At 44.1% G+C, this 20,778-nt stretch carries 20 protein-coding genes and 1 pseudogene; 16 read left to right on the forward strand and 5 right to left on the reverse strand.

Annotated elements, in window-relative coordinates:
• Window positions 1-177 precede the first annotated feature (177 nt).
• Window positions 178-1,833, forward strand: a complete 1,656-nt coding sequence (locus BST99_RS14915; protein ID WP_317046126.1) for a TonB-dependent receptor — start codon at window positions 178-180, stop codon at window positions 1,831-1,833.
• The gene (locus BST99_RS14920; RefSeq protein WP_317046127.1) at window positions 1,787-2,647 is read left to right on the forward strand and encodes an outer membrane beta-barrel family protein; all 861 of its coding nucleotides are present in this window, start codon (window positions 1,787-1,789) and stop codon (window positions 2,645-2,647) included. The genes BST99_RS14915 and BST99_RS14920 overlap by 47 nt, the downstream gene beginning before the upstream one ends.
• An 88-nt stretch (window positions 2,648-2,735) precedes the next feature.
• On the opposite strand, the gene BST99_RS07090 is transcribed toward BST99_RS14920, so the two are convergent.
• The 3 genes from BST99_RS07090 to BST99_RS07100 are packed head-to-tail and all read right to left on the reverse strand — an operon-like array spanning window position 2,736 to window position 5,805.
• Window positions 2,736-3,743, reverse strand: a complete 1,008-nt coding sequence (locus BST99_RS07090) for a 3-oxoacyl-ACP synthase III family protein (RefSeq protein ID WP_105001184.1) — start codon at window positions 3,741-3,743, stop codon at window positions 2,736-2,738.
• 58 nt (window positions 3,744-3,801) lie between these two features.
• Window positions 3,802-5,133: an ABC1 kinase family protein gene (locus tag BST99_RS07095; protein WP_105001185.1), complete on the reverse strand. Its 1,332-nt coding sequence runs from the start codon at window positions 5,131-5,133 to the stop codon at window positions 3,802-3,804.
• Between the two features lie 12 nt (window positions 5,134-5,145).
• On the reverse strand, window positions 5,146-5,805 hold the full coding sequence (locus BST99_RS07100) for a TetR family transcriptional regulator C-terminal domain-containing protein (protein ID WP_105001186.1): 660 nt from the start codon (window positions 5,803-5,805) through the stop codon (window positions 5,146-5,148).
• A gap of 336 nt (window positions 5,806-6,141) precedes the next feature.
• On the opposite strand from BST99_RS07100, the gene htpG reads away from it, so the two are divergent.
• From htpG to BST99_RS07120, 4 genes are all read left to right on the forward strand, one after another.
• A complete protein-coding gene (gene htpG / locus BST99_RS07105) occupies window positions 6,142-8,028 on the forward strand; it encodes a molecular chaperone HtpG (RefSeq protein WP_105001187.1) in 1,887 nt (628 codons plus the stop codon).
• 96 nt (window positions 8,029-8,124) lie between these two features.
• Window positions 8,125-9,489, forward strand: a complete 1,365-nt coding sequence (locus BST99_RS07110; protein ID WP_105001188.1) for a hypothetical protein — start codon at window positions 8,125-8,127, stop codon at window positions 9,487-9,489.
• A complete protein-coding gene (locus BST99_RS07115) occupies window positions 9,473-9,838 on the forward strand; it encodes a DoxX family protein (protein ID WP_105001189.1) in 366 nt (121 codons plus the stop codon). Before BST99_RS07110 ends, BST99_RS07115 begins: the two co-directional genes overlap by 17 nt.
• 3 nt (window positions 9,839-9,841) lie before the next feature.
• Entirely contained in the window at window positions 9,842-10,474 is a 633-nt protein-coding gene (locus BST99_RS07120; protein ID WP_105001190.1) for an MOSC domain-containing protein, read from the forward strand.
• Between the two features lie 54 nt (window positions 10,475-10,528).
• Here the strand turns inward: BST99_RS07120 and BST99_RS07125 are convergent, their stop codons facing one another.
• Window positions 10,529-10,906 (reverse strand): hypothetical protein, encoded by a 378-nt coding sequence (locus BST99_RS07125; protein WP_105001191.1) that lies wholly within the window; start codon window positions 10,904-10,906, stop codon window positions 10,529-10,531.
• A 219-nt stretch (window positions 10,907-11,125) separates the two neighbouring features.
• On the opposite strand from BST99_RS07125, the gene BST99_RS07130 reads away from it, so the two are divergent.
• Complete coding sequence (locus tag BST99_RS07130; protein ID WP_105001192.1) at window positions 11,126-11,995, forward strand: AraC family transcriptional regulator; 870 nt, start codon at window positions 11,126-11,128, stop codon at window positions 11,993-11,995.
• A 4-nt stretch (window positions 11,996-11,999) separates the two neighbouring features.
• Entirely contained in the window at window positions 12,000-12,605 is a 606-nt protein-coding gene (locus tag BST99_RS07135; RefSeq protein ID WP_105001193.1) for an alpha-ketoglutarate-dependent dioxygenase AlkB family protein, read from the forward strand.
• Here BST99_RS07135 and BST99_RS07140 read toward each other — a convergent pair.
• A complete protein-coding gene (locus BST99_RS07140; protein WP_105001194.1) occupies window positions 12,592-13,377 on the reverse strand; it encodes a S1/P1 nuclease in 786 nt (261 codons plus the stop codon). The two genes, BST99_RS07135 and BST99_RS07140, sit on opposite strands and share 14 nt — an antisense overlap.
• Before the next feature lie 514 nt (window positions 13,378-13,891).
• Between BST99_RS07140 and BST99_RS07145 the strand changes: the two genes are divergently transcribed.
• The 8 genes and pseudogenes from BST99_RS07145 to BST99_RS07180 all read left to right on the forward strand — a co-directional run bounded on the left by BST99_RS07145 (window position 13,892) and on the right by BST99_RS07180 (window position 20,773).
• A complete protein-coding gene (locus BST99_RS07145) occupies window positions 13,892-14,752 on the forward strand; it encodes an SPFH domain-containing protein (protein WP_105001195.1) in 861 nt (286 codons plus the stop codon).
• A gap of 6 nt (window positions 14,753-14,758) precedes the next feature.
• Window positions 14,759-15,274, forward strand: a complete 516-nt coding sequence (locus BST99_RS07150; RefSeq protein ID WP_105001196.1) for a hypothetical protein — start codon at window positions 14,759-14,761, stop codon at window positions 15,272-15,274.
• Window positions 15,264-15,587 carry a hypothetical protein gene (locus BST99_RS07155; protein WP_105001197.1) on the forward strand — a complete coding sequence of 108 codons (324 nt, stop codon included), beginning with the start codon at window positions 15,264-15,266 and terminating at the stop codon, window positions 15,585-15,587. Before BST99_RS07150 ends, BST99_RS07155 begins: the two co-directional genes overlap by 11 nt.
• Entirely contained in the window at window positions 15,584-16,303 is a 720-nt protein-coding gene (locus BST99_RS07160; protein WP_105001198.1) for an alpha/beta fold hydrolase, read from the forward strand. The genes BST99_RS07155 and BST99_RS07160 overlap by 4 nt, the downstream gene beginning before the upstream one ends.
• A complete protein-coding gene (locus BST99_RS07165; RefSeq protein ID WP_105001199.1) occupies window positions 16,296-16,505 on the forward strand; it encodes an Arc family DNA-binding protein in 210 nt (69 codons plus the stop codon). Before BST99_RS07160 ends, BST99_RS07165 begins: the two co-directional genes overlap by 8 nt.
• 38 nt (window positions 16,506-16,543) lie before the next feature.
• Window positions 16,544-18,742, forward strand: a complete 2,199-nt coding sequence (locus BST99_RS07170; protein WP_105001200.1) for a DUF5916 domain-containing protein — start codon at window positions 16,544-16,546, stop codon at window positions 18,740-18,742.
• A 3-nt stretch (window positions 18,743-18,745) separates the two neighbouring features.
• Window positions 18,746-20,016, forward strand: a pseudogene (locus tag BST99_RS07175) (DUF819 family protein).
• Between the two features lie 64 nt (window positions 20,017-20,080).
• Entirely contained in the window at window positions 20,081-20,773 is a 693-nt protein-coding gene (locus BST99_RS07180) for a DUF4369 domain-containing protein (protein WP_181044178.1), read from the forward strand.
• The last annotated feature ends 5 nt before the right edge of the window (window positions 20,774-20,778 follow it).

Below are 20,778 nucleotides of genomic sequence, written 5' to 3' on the forward strand. Positions count from 1 at the left end.
ATTGGTAAGACTGTATTTTTTTATAGTTAATGGTTAGTGTTTAGTATAGCTTATCAATGTATAGCCCCGCTTCCGCCGGGGCTTCTTCGTTTTTAACACTTATTATTTTGTTTTTGCAGTAACAGGATTCGTTTTTGATCGTCCTATTTATAACATCAATCAATCAAAAACGAACTCATGAAACGCTTGTCACGCTGCCTTTGGGCCAGCATGCTCCTGCTGTATCTCTTTGGAGCCCTAACCAGTTTACATGCCAACACAAATTACTCCCTGGAACTAAGGCCCGGAACCGTTAAAGGTCAGGTCATGGATGAAGCCACCAACAGCCCAATCCCCTTTGCCAGTGTGGTCATCAAAACCTCTGATGGCTCTACCATGATCACGGGAGGAATCACGGACGAAAACGGAAAGTTTAAAGTCGAAGACATTCCACTGGGTGGAATTCTTTTCGAAGTTCAATTCATCGGATTTAAAAATTTTCGAAAAGAGTTGACCATTAGCTCGAAGAATAAAAGTCTCGATGTGGGGGTCATTATGCTGCAAGAAAGCACGGAAGAATTAGAAGAAGTCGAAGTGGTTGCTGAACGAACAACCATAGAACAAAAAGTGGACCGCAAGGTAATCAACGTAGGGAAAGACCTCACTACGGCTGGAGCAACCGCTTCAGACATCATGAATAACATTCCTTCTGTCAACGTGGATTCTCAAACAGGGGATATCACCTTAAGAGGAAATTCCAACGTCCGTGTTATGGTGGACGGTAAACTCTCGAATGTTCCTGTAGCTCAACTACTGAGACAAATCCCCTCTTCGTCTATTAAATCCATAGAACTGATCACAAATCCTTCTGCTAAATACAATCCGGAAGGGATGAGCGGGCTGATCAATATTATCCTCCACAAGAATGCCAACATTGGTTTTAATGGAAGCATTACCAGTGGGGTCACCATTGCCATTGAGGAGAAGTACAACAACTCGGTCGACTTGAATTATCGCAATGGCAAATTCAACCTCTATGGGAATTACGGTAACAACATCGGCAAGTATGTTAACGACGGCTTTCTTTTTCGAGAAGACGAAAATTCCCGTCAGGATTTTGACTTTTTCAATGACAACGAATCTCACCTGTTCAAAGCAGGATTGGATTTTTACCTCAACGATAAGAACACCCTTTCTTTCTTTACCAACCAGAATTACTTCAATGGTTCTGGACGAGGCACAACACTTGTGAGCTATTTTGATCAACCGGATCGGGATCTGCAACAGATCTTCGCTAATGACTCGAAAAATCACTCGGAGCAGTACAACTTCAATTACAAAATCGACTTTGCTAAACAAGGACACTCCTTAGAATTGGAGGCAGATCACAGTTTATTTACAAATGACGAAGACGCGAACTTCAGTTCTTCCGGAGCTGTTCTCTTTCCAGACTATATGGACTTTGTCGATACGGATCGAAGCCAAACCATCGTAAACTTAGATTATGTGAATCCCCTGGACTCCATCAGCAAATTGGAACTGGGGCTGGAGGCCCGTCTCTTCGAAACGAAGGTGGGGTATTCTTCTACCGGACTAACCTTCAATTCCTCCGGCAACCTGGTCCCTACCCCCTCGACTGATTTCATTTATGGGATGGATATTTATTCGGCCTATGCAACCTTCGGGCAATCCCGAAAAAAGTGGTCTTATCAAATTGGTGCACGGATAGAAGATGTCAAGGTTAAAGCGGATACGAATCAGGTACGAGCTTTTCGGGATACTACGTCCAAATCTACCCTCGGCCTTTTTGACATACCAGCTGTCTGGAAAATCACAATTACAAGCCAGTTTTAGTCGCCGTGTTGATCGACCAGGCCTGCAACAGGTAAATCCAATTCGAGAGTGGGCAACCCCCTTGATATCTTCTTTCGGGAATCCTCAACTCTTCCCTCAATTCACCAATTCTTATGAATTAAACTACACCAAACGCTTTAAATCCGGAAGTTTTACTGCAGGTGTATTTTACAGAAGTATAGAAGACGAAATCAACCGTGCCGTCTTTGTGGACCGACTGGACTTCAATAAAATCATCTTAACCTTTGACAATTTTGCCAATACAGAGGCTTATGGATTCGAAATATCAAGTAGTCTGCGCCCGACCAAGTGGTGGTCCATCAACAGCAGTTTCGATTTGTTTTCTCAAACCCAAAGAGGAAGTACAGAGCGATTAAATGGCCCACAAGAAGGAGCAACCGAGGATGATATTGTAGTCGAAAATGTCAACGTCGACAATACCGCCTGGAATTTCCGCACCAATCACAGTATTGCCTTGAGTAAAAAACTGAACTGGCAAATCTTTGGATTTTACCGTGGCGCTAACCGCAACTTACAGTTTGAGGTAGACCCCATGTATTTTCTTAATACTGGCTTACGCTACAGTTTTGATGAAAGTCGAGGCACATTTAGTCTGAACTTCAGTGACGTCTTTAACACCATGAGGTTTGGGGTAAATGGAGATCGTCCTTTTACACAAAACGGGATTTTCAATTGGGAAAGCCAAAACCTGTATATCGGTTTCTCTTACCGTTTTGGAGGGGGCAAGTACCGAGCCAAAAAGAGAAGAAACAGAGACGACAACACCAAGAAATCCAGTGGTGGAATCTTTTAAGTGTGGATGCAGCCCCTTATGGTTTGGGGGCAAAAAAAAGAGGGAGGTCGCTGTGACCTCCCTCTTTTACTTTTATTAGTCCTTCGGATTACCAGCGAATAATTACGCTTCCCCAGGTAAATCCACTACCAAAGGCAGCAAGAACCACCAAATCACCAGACTTGATCTTACCTTGTTGGTAAGCCTCGGACAAAGCAATCGGAATTGATGCTGCAGTTGTATTTCCGTATTTCATGATGTTGTTGTGAACCTGATCATCCTTCAACTTAAATTTTCCTTGAATAAATTGAGAAATTCGAAGATTGGCTTGGTGAGGGATTAACATATCGATATCCTCAGGACTCAACCCATTGGTTTTTAAACCTTCCATAATAACCTCACTAAATCGAACAACTGCATTTTTAAAGACAAACTGCCCGTTCATATAAGGATAATAGGACGTTTCTTCCGGGTCAGCATCCTGAATGATGTCGGTAATCCAACGTTTACCCATCCCTGGAGCAATCAACGAAAGTTCTTCCGCGTGCTGTCCTTCGGAATGCAAGTGAGTAGAAAGGATTCCTTTACCCTCTTCGGTTTCTCTGCTGACGATAGCAGCCCCTGCCCCATCTCCAAAAATCACAGATACTCCTCTTCCACGGGTACTCATGTCAAGCCCAGTTGAATGCACTTCCGAGCCAATCACCAGGACGTTTTTATACATCCCACTTTTGACGTATTGATCGGCGATGGAAATTCCATAAACAAAACCTGAACACTGGTTTCGAATATCCAATGCGCCTACCGTATCAATCCCGAGATCTCGTTGAACCAAGACTCCAGGACCGGGAAAATAGTAGTCCGGACTCAGGGTAGCGAATACGATAAAGTCAATATCTTCTTTGGTAATTCCAGCGTTTTCAATGGCTTTTTGTGCCGCCTTAACGCCCATGGTTGCGGTGGTGTCTGTCCCCTTAATGACATGACGACGCTCTTTGATTCCAGTTCTTTCCTGGATCCATTCGTCGTTGGTATCCATGACCTTAGAAAGGTCGTCATTAGATACCACGTTCTCGGGCACAAAAAATCCCAAACCGCTAATTTTTGATTGAAACATAATCTTGGGTTCTTCCTCGTAAATGTAAGTGATAATTTAATAAGGCCCTGTTTTACTTTCAGATTGCTACTTCCACGGCGGGCTCCAAGTATTGACGGAACCGATTGACCTCTACCCGAGCATTGAGGTCATATAACAAATTATAAAGACCAAAGAAGGTTCGGTTCATGTACAAGAAGTGTTTAGAACCTCTGTTACCGTTCATTTTCTTGAGCTGATCATCCTGAGAATAACGCTGGCTTAAGTCGGCAATTTGAGCCCAGAAATGTTCATCTCCAAAATAGAATTCCTCGGATTGAAAAGGCGAGGTGAATAAACTCAGCATTTCGTGGAACAAGGCCTTGAAGTACTCTCGTTCTTTCGGACTATCTGACGGAACCAGAATTTCGAGTTCCTCCAATTTACGGGTAAAGAACTCTTCATCTTCCAAGCTTTCTTTACGCGCCAATTCAAAATAGGGCTCGTAAAATTCATTTGGAATCACTTTGATACACCCGAAATCAATCGCGATCAGTTCTTCCTCAGGACTCACCAAGAAATTTCCGGGATGCGGATCGGCATGAACCTTGCGTAAGCCGTGAATTTGGTACATATAAAAATCCCAAAGTGACTGTCCTAAACGGTTACCTACTTCCTCAGAAAAACCCTCCTCACTAAATTCAGACAAGTGCTGTCCGGTCATCCAATCCATCGTCAGAATTCGTTCACTCGAAAGATCTTCGTAGTACTTCGGAAACGATAGGCCAGGAATTATCGAACACGCCTCGGTAATCTCTTTGCTTTGCGCCAGCTCCAAAAGATAATTGGTTTCTTCGGTCAGCTTGTGCTCAACTTCCTTGAAGTACTTGTCGGAATCCTTGGCGTTCAGGTTAAACATCTTGAGTGCGATGGGCTTAACCAAAGCCAAATCACTTCCAATACTTTCGGCCACGCCGGGGTACTGTATTTTCACTGCAAGAGATTTCCCGTCGAGTTGGGCCCTGTGTACTTGGCCGATACTAGCAGCGTTGATGGAGTCTTTCTCAAATTCGTCAAAAATATCTTCCGGGTATTTCCCTAAGTACTTTCTGAAAGTTTTGCGTACCAAGGGTGCAGAAAGTGGCGGTACGGAAAACTGGGATAGGCTGAATTTTTCGACATAGGCTCTGGGCAGGAGATTGCGCTCCATGCTCAGCATTTGAGCTACTTTTAAAGCACTTCCTTTTAAACTCTTTAAGCCATCGTAGATGTCCGCTGCATTGTCCTCGTTGAGCTCTTCTTTATCCAAGTCGGGGTTGACCAATTTCTTTCCGTAGTACTTGGCGTAGTTCCCCCCTATTTTTACCCCAGTTTTAACCAGCTTGCTGGCGCGTTCCAGTTTGGAGGTCGGTATTTTATCGAGCGACTTCAATAGGAGATCGGATTAAGCTTTAAATTCTTTGAATAGAAATTTCCCCAGGTCAAACAGACTATCAAGAGGAGTGGAATCAAATACATCAAAGACGGTATTAACCGACTTTTCGATGGCCATATCGGTTTTCTCGAAGGCCGGCGAGTTGTCCTTCATCCAAAATTTCAATAAAAGGACCCACTGGACCCAAACGGCTTCCGCAACGATTTGCGGTCTGGCTTTACTCAATCGGCTCAACTTCTCTTCATTGTTCTCTTCTGCCAAGTCGGTTGCAAAATCCTTGACATCTTGGCGCAGACCACTTAGTTGTTTCATGTTCTCAATGGGTGAACTGTGCTCATCCAACACAAAAAGGACATAAGAACGGTTGAGGTTCAAATTCTCAAAGAAGGTATAGTAGAAGGTTAGCAGTCGCTCTCGGGCAGAGTAATTCTTGTAAGACTTGTCTTTTTGTAATAGCGACATGGTGTGGCTGTAGAACATCTTCCATATTTCTCTTTGCAAACCTTCAAAAGACCCAAAAAAGCGATAAAATTCCTCCTCCTTGATCTTGTTGGTCTTACAGAACTTAAATACCGACTTGGGAATCACTTCGTGCTCCAAAACGGTATTCATAAAAAGTTCAACAATCTTTTCTCGACTCACTTTTGGGGACGCTGTCTTGGTAGCCATACCTCTTCTATTTTGTTAAATCAAATTTACGACACAATCGACATTTTTTACAGAAAAACCGGCCAATTGTTTGCTAAAAAATAGAAAACGCACCTCTGTAAGAAGCGCGTTTTCAACAACCTAACCAATAAATAAACAAACTCGTATAAAAATCGCAATTCAAAGAGCGATGCGATTTATTCAAGTTATACAAAGATAACACTGTTTAATTAATCTCAAAATTTCCTAAACAAAAAAATGTGTTAAAAATTCCCAATTCACGGAAGAGATGTCAGTTTGTCAGCACTTGAGCTCTGGTCTGCTTTTTGCTCTTTAGATGAAAAACAAAATAACATTATGGCCACAGGTAAGATTAATGTATCGGTTGATAACATTTTTCCTTTGATCAAAAAGTTTCTGTACAGCGATCACGAGATATTCTTACGCGAATTGATCTCTAACGCAACAGATGCTACCCTTAAACTAAAACACCTCACTTCCATTGGTGAGGCCAAGGTTGAATACGGAAACCCTCAAATAGAGGTTCGTATAGACAAAGACAACAAGACCCTTCACATCCTGGACCAGGGATTGGGTATGAGCGAAGAGGAGGTCAAAAAGTACATCAACGAAGTGGCCTTTTCCGGAGCGGAAGAGTTCTTGGACAAATACAAGGATGCAGGCAAAGAAGCAGGAATCATCGGTCATTTTGGTCTCGGTTTTTACTCGGCCTTTATGGTGGCTGACAAGGTAGAAATCATCACCAAAACCTTCCGTGATGAACCCGCCGTTCACTGGAGTTGCGAAGGATCTCCGGAATTCGACATGCAAAGTGCTGAGCGCAGCGAAAGAGGAACAGAAATCATTCTTCACATTGCAGAGGACTCCACCGAGTTTTTGGAAGAAAACCGTATTCAGGAGCTCTTAAGCAAATACAACAAGTTCATGCCGATTCCGATTAAATTCGGAACGCGCACCGAAACCCTTCCCAAGCCGGAAGGTGCTGCCGAGGAAGATCCGGCTCCAACTGAGGAGGTAGACAATATCATCAACAACCCCAACCCCGCCTGGACTAAAGCACCTGCGGACTTGGAAGAAGATGATTACAAAGGCTTTTACCGGGAGTTGTACCCCATGCAATTTGAGGAACCCCTATTCAACATTCACCTGAACGTAGATTACCCTTTCAACCTCACTGGGATTCTCTACTTCCCTAAATTGACCCAAGACCTCAATACACAAAAGGACCGCATACAGCTGTACCAAAACCAGGTTTTTGTCACCGACAATGTCGAAGGGATCGTTCCTGAATTCCTGACCATGCTTCGTGGGGTTATCGATTCTCCGGATATCCCCTTGAACGTATCGCGTTCCTATTTGCAAGCCGATGGAAACGTCAAGAAGATTTCTTCCTACATCTCGCGAAAAGTAGCGGATAAGCTGCAGTCTCTATTCAAAAACAATCGGGAAGATTTCGAACAAAAATGGAACGACATCAAGGTGGTCATCGAATACGGGATGTTAACCGAAGAGAAGTTCTTTGACAAGGCGGAAGGCTTCGCCCTTTACCCTGCGGTCGATGGAGCGTATTATACCTATCAAGAATTGGTCGAAAAAACCAAAGATGCCCAAACCGATAAAGACGGGAAGCAGATTTTCTTGTACGCCTCTGATCCGGTTGCACAGCATAGCTACATTGAAGCAGCCAAAGCGAAAGGCTATGAGGTACTGCACTTGGATTCACCAATCGTCCCTCACTTGATTCAAAAGCTGGAAAGCAGCAAAGAAAACATCAGCTTTACCCGTGTTGACGGCGATCACATCGATAACCTCATCAAAAAAGAGGATACGGCCATTTCTAAACTAGACGAGAAGCAACAAGAATCGCTGAAAACGGAAGTAGAAGAGGTAGTGAAAGAAATGGGCTTTGTCGTACAGTTAGAGCCTATGGACAGTAGTGCCTCGCCTTTCATCATCACCGAGCCCGAATTCATGCGCCGCATGAAAGAGATGCAGCAAACCGGTGGTGGTGGCATGTTCGGAATGGGTAATATGCCTGATATGTACAATCTAGTGGTAAACACCAACCACGAATTGATCGGTGAAATTCTAGAGACCAAAACAGCCAAAAAACGAATTCGCTTGATTCGTCAATCGCTTGATCTCGCAAGGCTTTCGAAAGGTCTTCTCAAAGGAGAAGAACTCACCCAATTCATCAGCAGAAGCTATGAAATGATCAAATAAAGTAAAGGGTTTACCCCCATAAATAAGCCACACCTCATCGGTGTGGCTTATTTGTTTACCTAGTCTTTGTTCATCGGAAATCACTAACTTTCTAACATGAGTACAGACTACAAAAGTCCCGCCTTTAAGAAGTTGTTGGATTCCCTTCAGCAACAGAGCTGGGAGTTGGAATTGCTGATTTCTGGTTTTGCCATTTTTGGGCTTTTAACGGCTTACGATCCGATTAGGATCAATATGATACAAGCAGAGCACGCTGACATGACGTACCGTTTTTTTTGTCTTCTGTTCTTGCTGGTGGCCTGTATGATACTTTTATTCAATCTACTGCTCCATGTTACTTTGAGGGGTTTGTGGATTGGGGCCCTGGGCTTACGCTATGTCTCTGGAGATATCGAATTCGAGGAACTGCGTTACAGCGAGCGCTTTATACGTTACCTGAAAAAGAGAATCCCCTCTTTTGATAAGTACATCGCCAATATGGAGAACTACTGCAGTATCCTCTTTGCAGTCTCTTTTCTCCTGATCTTCTATGTGCTCTCCTTTAGCTTGATTATTATCTGTATCGCCCTGGTGGGGAACTTTGTCATCGAAAATGATGAGCTGCCGAATTGGGTTCAAAAGGGAGTGGGAATTCCACTAATGCTCTTTTTAGTCTTAGGGATGATCCTGACCTTTATTGACTTTATCGGGGTAGGTATCTTAAAAAGAAATAAATATGTTGCCGCGGTCTATTTTCCATTTTACTGGGTTTTTGGTTTCTTGACCTTGTCCTTTTTATACCGCCCACTACTCTACAATTTTTTAGATAATCGCTTTGGGAAAAGGCTCCTCTTGATGCTAACCCCGGCCTATTTCCTCATCACTTTTTTGACTTCTCTGAGTCACTACAACTCCAATTATTTTGACTCCGATGACAACTCTTCCAGCTTGTTTGCCAACCGTAAAAATTACCTGGATCAGCTGACGGAGAAAGAAGATTACCCAAAAAATGGTGCCATAGGCACCAAGGTAGTACGCGCTCCTTTTGTTCATGTCTTTATTCCATTTAGTCAGGATACCGAAGAAAGCGTATTTAAATACAACGACAGTCTTCGTCCGAAGAATGACCTTCGGGGACTCCGTTCGGGCATCCAAATAAACAATAGCGGCAACAATTATACTGGAAAGTATAGCAAAAGCGAGATGACCAAAGCTTATATGCAATCGGTTAACGAAATATATTCCTTTAAAATCGATAGTACTTCCTATGATTCTGAACTGATATTCTCCGAGATCAGAAAAAATCTATTGGGATTCGAAACCTACCTTCCTCTGGACTCGTTACCTCCCGGAAAACACGACTTTCTGATCATTCGCAAGCGCACCATCAAGGATTCGGTTACGGCCAGCCTACACGCCAAAATTCCTTTTTGGTACTACCCTCAATCCAACTCAAGCTCGCCAGATGGAATGGCTAACTGATCAGGCCTGGCATTACTATGCCATGGTTATTTTTTATACGGTGGCCGGGATCAGTCATTTTACCCACGCCTCCTTTTTTAAGCGGGCCATTCCTCCCGTATTCAATACACCCGGATTTCTAGTGATGATTAGCGGGGTGGCCGAACTGATTTTGGCCGCTGGACTGCTCTTTGATGCTGCCCAAATCTGGGCTCTTACCGGCATCATCATCATGCTGGTGCTCTACCTCTACATCCACATCGAAATGCTCGTACATCCAGACCGCTTACCCTTTCTACCCTACTGGGTTCTGGTTGTTCGTTTGCCCCTTCAATTTGTGCTGATCTATTGGGCTTATGCGTATCTTTAAAAGATGAGCACTGTACTATCTACCAACATCGCCGAAAGCGTCTTCATTGAATACCAAGGCAAAAGAGAACCTACCGGCATCTATAAACACCCTGTTGAAGAACCTTTATTTTTAGGAAAAGAGGAAGTCAAAAAGGACGTCGTGGCCAACCAAAAAGTTCACGGTGGTGTCTATAAAGCCGTCTACGCCTACAGCGCTGACGATTACCCTTACTGGAAAGAAATCTATCCGGAACTCGAATGGCAATGGGGCATGTTTGGTGAAAACCTGACCATGGATCAATTGAACGAAGAGGACCTCTGCATTGGAGATCGATACGAGCTCGGAGAATGTATACTCCGGGTTACCCAACCCAGGGAACCCTGTTTTAAGTTGGGGGTTCGCTTTAATGATCAGGCGATAGTAAAACGCTTTGTCGATCATGGACGTTCAGGGACCTATTTTGCTGTAGAAAAGGAGGGACGGGTTCAGGTTGGAGATCAACTCATCAAAAAGGAAGAACACCCGGTCCGTATCTCTATAAAGGAAGTTTACATTGCCTTATATACCAGAAATTCCAACCCTGATCTTGTCAGTAGAATTCAAGCCAATGCTGCGGTCCCCCCTCGCCTATTCAAACGATTTGTAGGGGCATAAAAAACTCCGCCTTGTCCGGGCGGAGTCTTTCAACTGAAATTAAACCAACTTAAATTACTTCACAGTAACCGTTTCTTCAAATTTCTTCGCTCCATCAAAAATGACCACTTTGTAGGTGTCTTTGATCGCCTTTTCGAAGTTAAATGCTTTCTGTACGATTTGCTCTCCCCTGTACTTGTCAGAGTAAACCAAGCGGCCTTCGCTGTCGTACACTTTAATTGTAACTGTTTCCTTGTCCAAGTTGAGTAAATTCATAAACAACTTGTCTCCTTTGCGACGGAAAACGGGATCTAGGAAGTTGACAACAGTAGATTCGATTTCACTCACCTGTAGTCCATTTGTTGCTAGCTTCTTTTCTGGTCCATTCGCCAATGCTGCAGTTGAGGTGAAGAGAAAGGCGCTAACCAAGGTCCATTTTGCAATTGATTTCATAACGTTCGATTTTTAGTGATTTGTTTTCGACTAATGTTCAGTACAAACTTAGCTCGACTAAACCCTCTCAATCTTCCTCACAATTGGCCGATTTCTATGCTGAATTAACTGAAAGCATATGCATTGATCCACGATAGGTTAATAGAGCATAAATTTTGGTTAATTTTGTGGAGATGAAAGGAAAATTGTCCCAATACCTTTATAAAAAGCACCCCAGCTATGAAACAAAAGGCATCTTTTGAATCGATTGCCCCTGATTTTGGGAATTCATTCACCTACCACACCTTTGACGAGAAGAACAGCAACACCTACAAAAGCTGGCATTATCACCCGGAAGTAGAGTTGGTCTATATCAACGGAGGTTCGGGTAAGCGGCAGATCGGCAGCCACCTTTCATTTTTTACAGATGGTGATCTTCTGCTGATCGGGTCCAATCTTCCCCACTGTGGTTTTGCGGATAAAGCAACAGGGAACAAAAGGGAAACCCTGATTCAAATGAAACCCGATTTCCTCGGCACAAACTTTTTTGAAATCCCCGAGATGAAAAACATTCACCAACTGTTCAGTATTTCTGGAGGCGGCATTGCTTTTCATGGAAGAACCAAAAAAAGAATCGGTGACAAAATGGAATTACTGGAACACCAAACCGATTTTCAACGTCTACTTTCAATACTGGGCATTTTGAATGAATTGGCACAGTCCCAAGAATACAAGATTCTCAATGCAGAGGGCTATTCCCTTCAAGCCGACGTGAAGGATAATGATCGCCTAAACCAGGTCTTCAATCACGTCAAAACCCATTTCAAAGAAGATATCAAACTAGAAGAAGTGGCCGATCTGGTCAGCATGACCGTTCCCTCTTTTTGCCGCTATTTCAAAAAAATCACCAACAAGACCTTTACCCAGTTTGTCAATGAATGCCGTTTGGTTCACGCTTCAGAATTACTTGCCGAACAGCCATTGAGCATTACAGAGGTCTGTTATGAGAGTGGTTTTAACAACTTCTCGCATTTTCATAAATCCTTTAAAAACTTCACCGGGCAAACTCCCTCTGATTACCGTAACCAACTCAAATCAGTCTTGATTTAGTCCCATGACAGAGCTGTCCCCCCTCGAAGGAAAGATCGAACTGCCTCAGGCCGAATTGGACTATTGGCCTCATTTTCTGTCTGAAACCGAGGCCGCTGAACTCTATACCCAGCTCCTTTTAGAAGTACCCTGGCAATCTGATCGCATACAAGTCTTTGGTCAATGGTATGATCAACCAAGACTCACAGCTCTTTACGGGGAAGAAGGCAAACCCTATACCTATTCTGGTATTACCATGAACCCGCACAACTTTACGAGGGAATTGAAAACATTGAAAGATCGAATTGAAAAGCAGACTGGCGACTCTTTTAGCAGCTGTCTTTTAAATAACTACCGCAACGGATCTGACAGCAATGGTTGGCATGCCGATGACGAAAAGGAGCTCGGACAAAATCCTGTGATCGCCAGCCTGAGTTTAGGTCACCCTAGGTTTTTTCATTTACGGCCCAAAAACGACAAAAAAAACACCTATAAATTGCTTTTACAACCGGGTAGTCTACTGGTCATGAGGGGCAGAACTCAACACCACTGGCAACACCAACTACCCAAGAGTAAAAAAGTGAAGGAAGGGCGGATCAATCTAACCTTTCGGCAGATTAACCATAAATAGAATTCAGGAGATAAGCCAAGCGAACACCCCCACGATGCAGTTGATCAAATACGGTATCATTAAAGCGGTAACTATAGGCGTAGCGGAGTTTTTCTCCTTTGTTGACAGAAGCGTAAACGACCTTGGTGATTTCATGGGTTTCTTCTACCCAGTCGAGGACAGATCCCTGCATTAGGGCCTTGACTTCCTTGCGCTTGTGAGAACGAATAAGTTCATTTCCCAATTCTTCGTAAGACATCCCATAGGATTCAATCAAATTGGTATCCCAAACACGGTGCAGGTTGGTTCCTTCATTGAACCATTGCAATTGAATATCATTCCCGCCTCGATCGTCAGAACGGCCTACGTGCATCGGTTGATGCAAATCTCCAATAAAATGAACCAGCATTTTAAGGTGAAAGATTTTGTCTTCTCGAGTGCTATTGGGGTCTTTTAAAACCTTTATACAGGTTTCTGAACCGCGTACGATGTCTCCAAATTCGCTTTTCTCGGAATCCGCATAGCGTACATCGAGGGGGTAGTTGACGTAATGCCAAGGTGAATAGCTCGAATAGGAGCGGTCTGACTTGATTTCATCGGCATAGGTAGACACAAAGGCCAGACTGTGTCCTCCCAAGAGTTTGCTGAGAGCCTTTTTGGCTTTTTTACTCAAGTGATACTCCGCCACATGGCCTGTAACCCGGTGACCAGTTTTACCCCATACTATACCGTTGGCAGCAGCCATTTGAAAACTGAGAAATAAGATCCCAATCCAGAAAAAACGCTTTTTCATAATCCGTATGATTCGTTCTGCATAATTACAACGAAAGGCTGAAAAATAACCGATTCTGAAATTAAATTGCCGTTAATCTTCGTTATGGATTTTAAGCGACATAGACGGGAAGGCAAAACTAAAGGAAGTCCCTTCGTTTGGATTGCTAAAGACCTGAATACTAAAATCGCGCAACTCCAATATCTTCTTTACAACAGCTAGATCGAGGCCTTTCTCCTGCCTTGAGTGCTGTTGAATGAGTTAATTTTAAAGGAGCTGGCAACCAAGTAAGCCTTATATCTGGCACATGGGCTATGAAGACAGATTAATCGGACTTATGGCGGGGAACAATTTTTCCCAGCTGGAAGGGCTGTATGGACTTTCGAATTCCATAACCGTTGACAGACGATAGATGTACTATGAAAAAGGAAGAGTAGTTGATTACTAGTTTGGCAGAAAGACCCAGATTCGTAATCGGGCTTTTTTTACTTCAAGATTTTTTGATATATTAGTGATATCACTTTAATATCATACTATGACGTCCGAGAAAGTAAAAAAACCAGCCAGCGGGTATTTCATGTTATTCTTTTGCCTCCTTCTTTTCTTCGGAGGTATTGCCGCTATGTTTATGTACGAACAGCCGCTCTTTGGCATTGCCATCTTCTTTGGCTTCTTCTTTCTCTTTGGATTGATTCTAGTCAACCCGAATAGTTCCCGTGTTCTTCTATTATTCGGTAAATACAAAGGAACCGTAAAAAAGAATGGCTTGTTCTGGGTTAACCCTCTTTATACAAAAAAGAAAATCTCTTTGCGCGCCAGCAACTTTGACAGTGAACGCCTGAAGGTGAACGATAAATTGGGCAACCCGATAATGATTAGTACCATTTTGGTCTGGCGTGTTACAGATACGTATAAAGCCGCCTTTGATGTAGACGACTACAAGAACTTTGTACGGGTTCAAACCGATGCCGCTGTCCGAAAACTGGCGAGTATGTACCCTTATGACAACTTTGCTGACGAAGGCAATGAGGAAGACATCACCTTGCGCTCCAGTGTTAATGAAGTCAGTGAAGCATTGGAAACCGAGGTACAGGATCGTCTGTCCATGGCGGGAATTGAGGTGTTAGAGGCCCGAATTGGCTACCTGGCCTATGCGCAGGAGATCGCCAACGCCATGTTGAAGCGACAGCAAGCCACGGCCATCGTAGCGGCCCGTCATAAAATTGTGGAAGGAGCCGTCAGTATGGTCGATATGGCCCTTGCTGAACTAGATAAAAACAAAATAGTTGAAATGGATGAGGAAAGAAAGGCCGCCATGGTCAGCAACCTCATGGTCGTTCTCTGTTCTGACAAGGACACCACCCCCATTGTCAATACAGGAACGTTGAATCCCTAAGCCTATATGAAAGACTTTAAGGAAACCCAGTGGTTTAATCAGTGGTTCATGCTATTGACCCTGCTCATTCCCCTGGGTTTAATGATCTACTGCATTTACGCTTGGTACATCGCCGGGATCCGAGTTGATAAGGTCGCCGTGGATGACACCACCGGTCAGATCGTTGTTCTGGGACTCCTCGGTTTTACAAGCCTCTTTCTCACAAGTATGAGAATGTATACCAAAATAGATCAGGAGGGTATTCATTACTGCTTCTGGCCCTTTGTGGTGAAATGGCGGAAAGTAAGTTGGTACGATGTGGAGTCAGCCGTCGTTAAGCAGTACAAACCCATTGCCGATTTTGGCGGATGGGGCATTAAAATGTCCATGTCCAAAGGATTCTGGGCTTATTCAGTAAAAGGCAAGCAGGGTATTTTTATTCGTCAGCGCGATGGAAAAGAATTGATGCTCGGTACCCAGAAAAAAGATGAAGCAGCGAAAATTATCCAGTATTACCTCAAAAAGAAAACCCATGAATCTTAAAGCGATTACCCTTATCCTATTCTCCCTTTGCACCCTTGCCCTTAGCGCACAGGAAGAACCAATACAAGAAGAGATTCAACTCTTTAATGGAGAAGTCTCCCTACCGGGTACCCTGAGTATTCCTGCCAAGAGCAAAAAACCTCCCTTGCTCATCTTTATTCACGGTTCAGGAAATATCGATCGCAATGGAGGCCAAGGTCCCGCCATGCCCCTCACCTACCTGAAAGAGTTGGCTGATGCCCTGAATAAACGAGGCATAGCGACCTACCGGTACGACAAAAGAACCTTCTCCATAGAGAACCTGAAAAAATGACCCGCATCCGCATATCAGACTTTGTGTACGATGCAAGGGTGGCCATAGATCATTTTAAAGACGATCCTCGTTTTAGTGGTATTCATGTCATGGGCCATAGCCAGGGCTCTTTGGTCGGTCTTTTACTGGGTTCAGAAAACTTGAAGAGCTACACTTCCTTGGCCGGAACACACAGTACCATTGACAGCATTATTATCGATCAATTCGGCCGCCAACTTCCCGCCCTTAAAAAAGTAGCTCGAGATCATTTTGCTGAACTCCATAAAACCGATACGATTCTACAAGTAAATCCTTTTCTGGTGCAAGTCTTTGCACCCGCCAATCAGCGATTCTTAAAGGACTGGGCGGCTTATGATCCCGGAGTTGAAATGAGTAAAAGTCAATTACCTACCCTCATTATCCAGGGACTAGCCGACAGTCAGATCCCTCTGAAACAAGGATTAGGTCTGGCAGAGTCTCGTCTTCCTTTACTGACGGACCACAACAAAATCGAGCAAATTCGTTTACATCCAGAAGCTCTGCAGGAAGTTTGGTTGAATTCAGGGATTGACCAGGGCAATCAAGTCCAATTGGCGATTATCCCCAAGTTAAATCATGTGCTAAAAGAGGTCAATTCTACCCAAGAAAACATCAATGCTTACTCCGATACCTCGGTTCCCTTATCGGAATCGCTGGTAGAAGTTCTTTCCCAATTTTTACTCTCCATCGATGGCTAAGAAAAAAGCATTTGCGTTGCGTATAAACGAAGAAGTCTACAAGGCTATTGAGCGGTGGGCAGAAGACGAATTTCGCAGTACCAACGGCCAAATGGTATGGATGCTTCAAGAAATGCTCAAAAAAAGGGACGTTTTCCAAAGAAAACCCCTACAAACAGGGAAAAAGATAAGGGTTTGGACTAATAGTTTGGCAATTATTTAACGTTATGACCGTTAAATTTACAGGCCTGAAATTCCCCTATGCCAAAGAATTACATTTCTCTCTTTTTGTCCCTGATTTCCTGTTTTTGTGTCGCTCAAGAAAACCAGAAATCTTTCGTGGTTCGCTTGATTGAAGAAGCACCCATCATAGACGGTAAACTCGACGAGGCATTCTGGGAATTTGCTGAAGCAGCAGACAGCTTTCAACAGTACTTTCCCTCGGACTCCATACCCGCCACACAGACCACTTCGATCAAGATGGTCTACGACAACAAAACCCTCTATATCGGGATCACCTGTAAGACTCTTGGCGACGACTACGTCATCCCCTCTCTGCAGCGAGATTTTAGAGCGGGCGGCAACGACAACATCAGCCTATTATTCGACACCTTCAATGACGGAACCAACGCCTTCTTGTTCGGAATCAACCCCCTGGGAGTACGTAGAGAAGCTTTGATTACTGGAGGAGGTTCTGATCTGCGTGGATTTACCACTTCCTGGGATATCAAATGGAAGGGAGAAACCCACATCTACGAAAACTCATATACCGCCGAAATCGCCATTCCACTAACCTCCTTTAAGTTCAGTGAAGGAACCAAGAAGTGGCGTTTTAACAGCTACCGCTTCGACATGCAGGCCAACGAAAGAAGTACCTGGGCCAAGATCCCGCAGAACCAGTTGATTTTTAATCTTGCTTTTATGGGCGATATGGTGTTTGAAAAACCTTTGGGTAAGTCTAGAACACCCCTAGCCCTGATCCCTTATCTAACGGGAATCACCAGTCGTGATTTTGAAAATCAAGATAGCTTTAACAATTTTAAATACGGTGGAGACGCCAAGGTTGCCATCGGAAATGGGATGAACCTGGATGTAACCATCAACCCGGACTTCTCTCAAGTGGAGGTCGACAATTTTATTACCAACCTGACTCGATTTGAAGTTTCTCTGCCTGAACGCCGGCAGTTCTTTATTGACAACAACGACCTTTTTGGAAACTTTGGGGGTGGAAGAGATGCCAATCCCTTCTTTTCTCGCCGGATTGGAATTGCCCGAGATACCGCCGGCAACACCATTGAAAATCGCATCATTGCCGGGATGCGCCTCAGCGGTAAACTCAGTCCAACCTTGCGCTTAGGGGTTTTGAATATTCAAACCGAAGAGGATGCGGCCAATGAAATTGCCTCCAACAACAACTTGATGGTGTCTCTGCAACAGAAGGTGTTTGCTAGATCCAACATCAGCGCCTTTTTCATCAATCGTCAAAGCTTTGATCGTCCTGGGTTTTTACCCGAGGAAGAAGAGTACAATCGGGTCTTCGGGATTGATTACAACTTGGCCAACAAGGACAATTCCCTCATCGGAAAATTCTATGTTCATAAATCCATTGATCCGGATGACGAAATTGGTAACTTCTCTTTTGGAGCGAACATGGCTTATAACGAAAGAAACTACTCCGCCGTTTTTGATTTCGTCTATATCGACGAAGGCTTTAATTCGGATTTAGGGTTCATCCCAAGAAAGGACATCTACAAATCAGCGGGTTTCTTCTCTCGCCGATTTTGGCCTAAAAAAGGAGCTATCAATAGCCACGGACTGGAGTTTTTTACAACCTATACCCAAGTCCCAAGTCTTGATTTTAAGAATACAGACTCGTTTAACCGCCTGAGTTGGGTGGTCAACTTCAATAGTTTGGCCGAACTTGAGGTCGGATTCGAAGACCGCTATGTATTGCTTTTAAATGACTTTGAGCCCACAGGAGCGGATGGAGTAGCTGCCCTTTCGGCAGATGAGGACTTCCGATTCCAGTCGGTATCGGTCAACTTTCGTTCGGACCGAAGAAAGGTCTTCTCTTATTCTTTGGAACCCTCTTATGGGGAGTTTTTTAATGGCTACCGTTATTCGCTACAAGGCCGCGTGAATATTCGTCTGCAGCCTAAATTCAATTTTTCGGTGCGCACCAACCTGGACCGAATCGAATTACCTGCCCCCTTTGGAACCGCCGATATCATTTTGATTAGTCCTAGAATTGACTACACATTAAACAAATCACTATTTTGGTCTACGCTGGTGCAGTACAGTAACCAACGAGACAACTTAGGGATCAATTCTCGCCTGCAGTGGCGCTTCGCACCACTTTCGGACTTGTTCCTGGTTTACACGGACAATTATTTTGTCAGTCCGTTCTTGCCCCAGCAACGAACAATCAACCTGAAATTAACATACTGGCTAAACCTCTAGATTTTGATACAAGCTTCTATTTTCCCCATCGCGAATGACACCGTCGTTTTGGGACTAATCGCCCTATGTCTGGGCTTTGTGTTCTATACCTCATCATCGAATTCCGGAATTTGGAAACGGTTTTATTCTATCGTTCCTGCGGTTCTGATGTGCTATTTACTCCCTGCGCTCCTTTCTAGTTTTGGGATCGTGGATGAACCCAATTCCCAATTGTATTTTGTGGCAAGCCGCTACCTCCTCCCTGCAGCCCTTATCCTAATGACACTGAGTATCGATTTAAAGGCATTACTGAATCTCGGACCCAAAGCCTTGATTATGTTTCTGACAGGTACCTTCGGAATCATTCTGGCGGTCCTGTGGCCGTTTTAATTGTGGCCACCTTTATGCCAGAATCCCTGGGTGCGAGTGGAGCGGATGAAATCTGGAGAGGATTAGCAACCATCGCAGGTAGTTGGATTGGTGGTGGAGCCAACCAAGCAGCCATGTTGGAAGTCTTTCAATACAACCCAGAAAAGTACGGGGGTATGGTCCTGGTCGACATTGTGGTAGCCAATGTCTGGATGGCCATCATTTTACTCGGTGTCGGGCGCAGCGACCGCATTGATCGCTGGTTAAAAGCCGATAACAGCAGTATTGAAGAGCTCAAACAGCGAGTTTCAGAACACAACGAACGCATTACAAGACCCACTCAACTTCGAGATCTTATACTCCTCTTTTCTTTGGCCTTCGCAGGAGTCGGTGCCGCCCACTTTTTTGGGGATCTCTGGGCAGGTTTTCTGGAAGACAATTTTGCCGTGATCCGCGACAAAGACCAAGTACTTTCTTCTTTAGGTTCACGCTTTCTTTGGATGGTCGTTATCGCCACTTCCGTTGGAATAGGTCTTTCTTTTACCAAAGCCAAGTCGTTTGAAGGAGCAGGTTCCAGTAAAATCGGTAGCCTCTTTATCTATATCCTTGTTGCCACTATCGGTATGAAAATGGATATCGGTCGGGTCCTCGAGAATCCTTCCCTTATCTTGATTGGATTCATTTGGATCGGCATACACGCAGGCCTCCTCATTTTGGTAGCAAAGTGGATCAAAGCTCCCTTCTTCTTTTTGGCTGTAGGTAGTCAGGCCAACGTGGGTGGAGCCGCATCCGCTCCGGTTGTCGCGGCGGAATTCCATCCCTCCCTTACCTCAGTGGGCATCTTGCTAGCGGTTTTTGGATACATCGTTGGAACAGTAGGCGCTTACCTTTGTGCAATTTTAATGCAACTGGCCAGCACCGTTTAAGTACTTAAGAACACCTCTCAAATGAAATTAAATGTGCATATTTGGGCCTTCTAAAAACACCTCCATGAGATCCATTTCATTCGTCTTTGTTCTCCTTCTTTGTCTGGTTAGTTGTCAATCCGACAAGAGCGACGCCAATTTATTGATCAGCGGGAATATCAAAGGGCTTAAGAAAGGAAAACTCTACCTGCAAAAGCTTGCCGATACGAGCCTAGTCAATTTGGATTCGGTAGAACTTTATGGATCAGGTGAATTTAAGCTGGACCACAATTTGGATGAGCCGACCCTTTTGTATCTCTATTTGGACAAGAAAGACGGAAACCCGTTGAATGACCGCTTGCCCGTTTTTGCAGAAGCGGGTTCTATCCGTGTGACCACTTCTTGGAATGCCTTTTCAACGGATGCCAAAGTAGTTGGGTCAGCGCAGCACAAACTGTTTGAACAGTACAGCCAAATGCTTTCAGAATTCAATAAAAAGGAATTGGATTTAGTTCAACAAGAAATCAAAGCACAAGCGGCTCAAGATAGCCTAGGTTTGGATTCGCTTTTCACCCAAAGAACCAGTTTAATCAAACAGAAATACCGCTACGTTTTGACCTTTGCTATGGCTCATCCGGAATCGGCCGTTTCACCTTATGTTGTGCTGAAAGATGCTCCAGAATCCAATCCAGTCTTTATCGATTCTATTCTCAATAAGATGCCTGATTCCGTTCGCCAATCTCAGTATGCGAAGGAATTAGAAAAGTTAGTCCAGTAAGTCTT

The organism is Aureicoccus marinus (assembly GCF_002954325.1).
GTDB classification, from domain to species: Bacteria; Bacteroidota; Bacteroidia; order Flavobacteriales; family Flavobacteriaceae; genus Aureicoccus; species Aureicoccus marinus.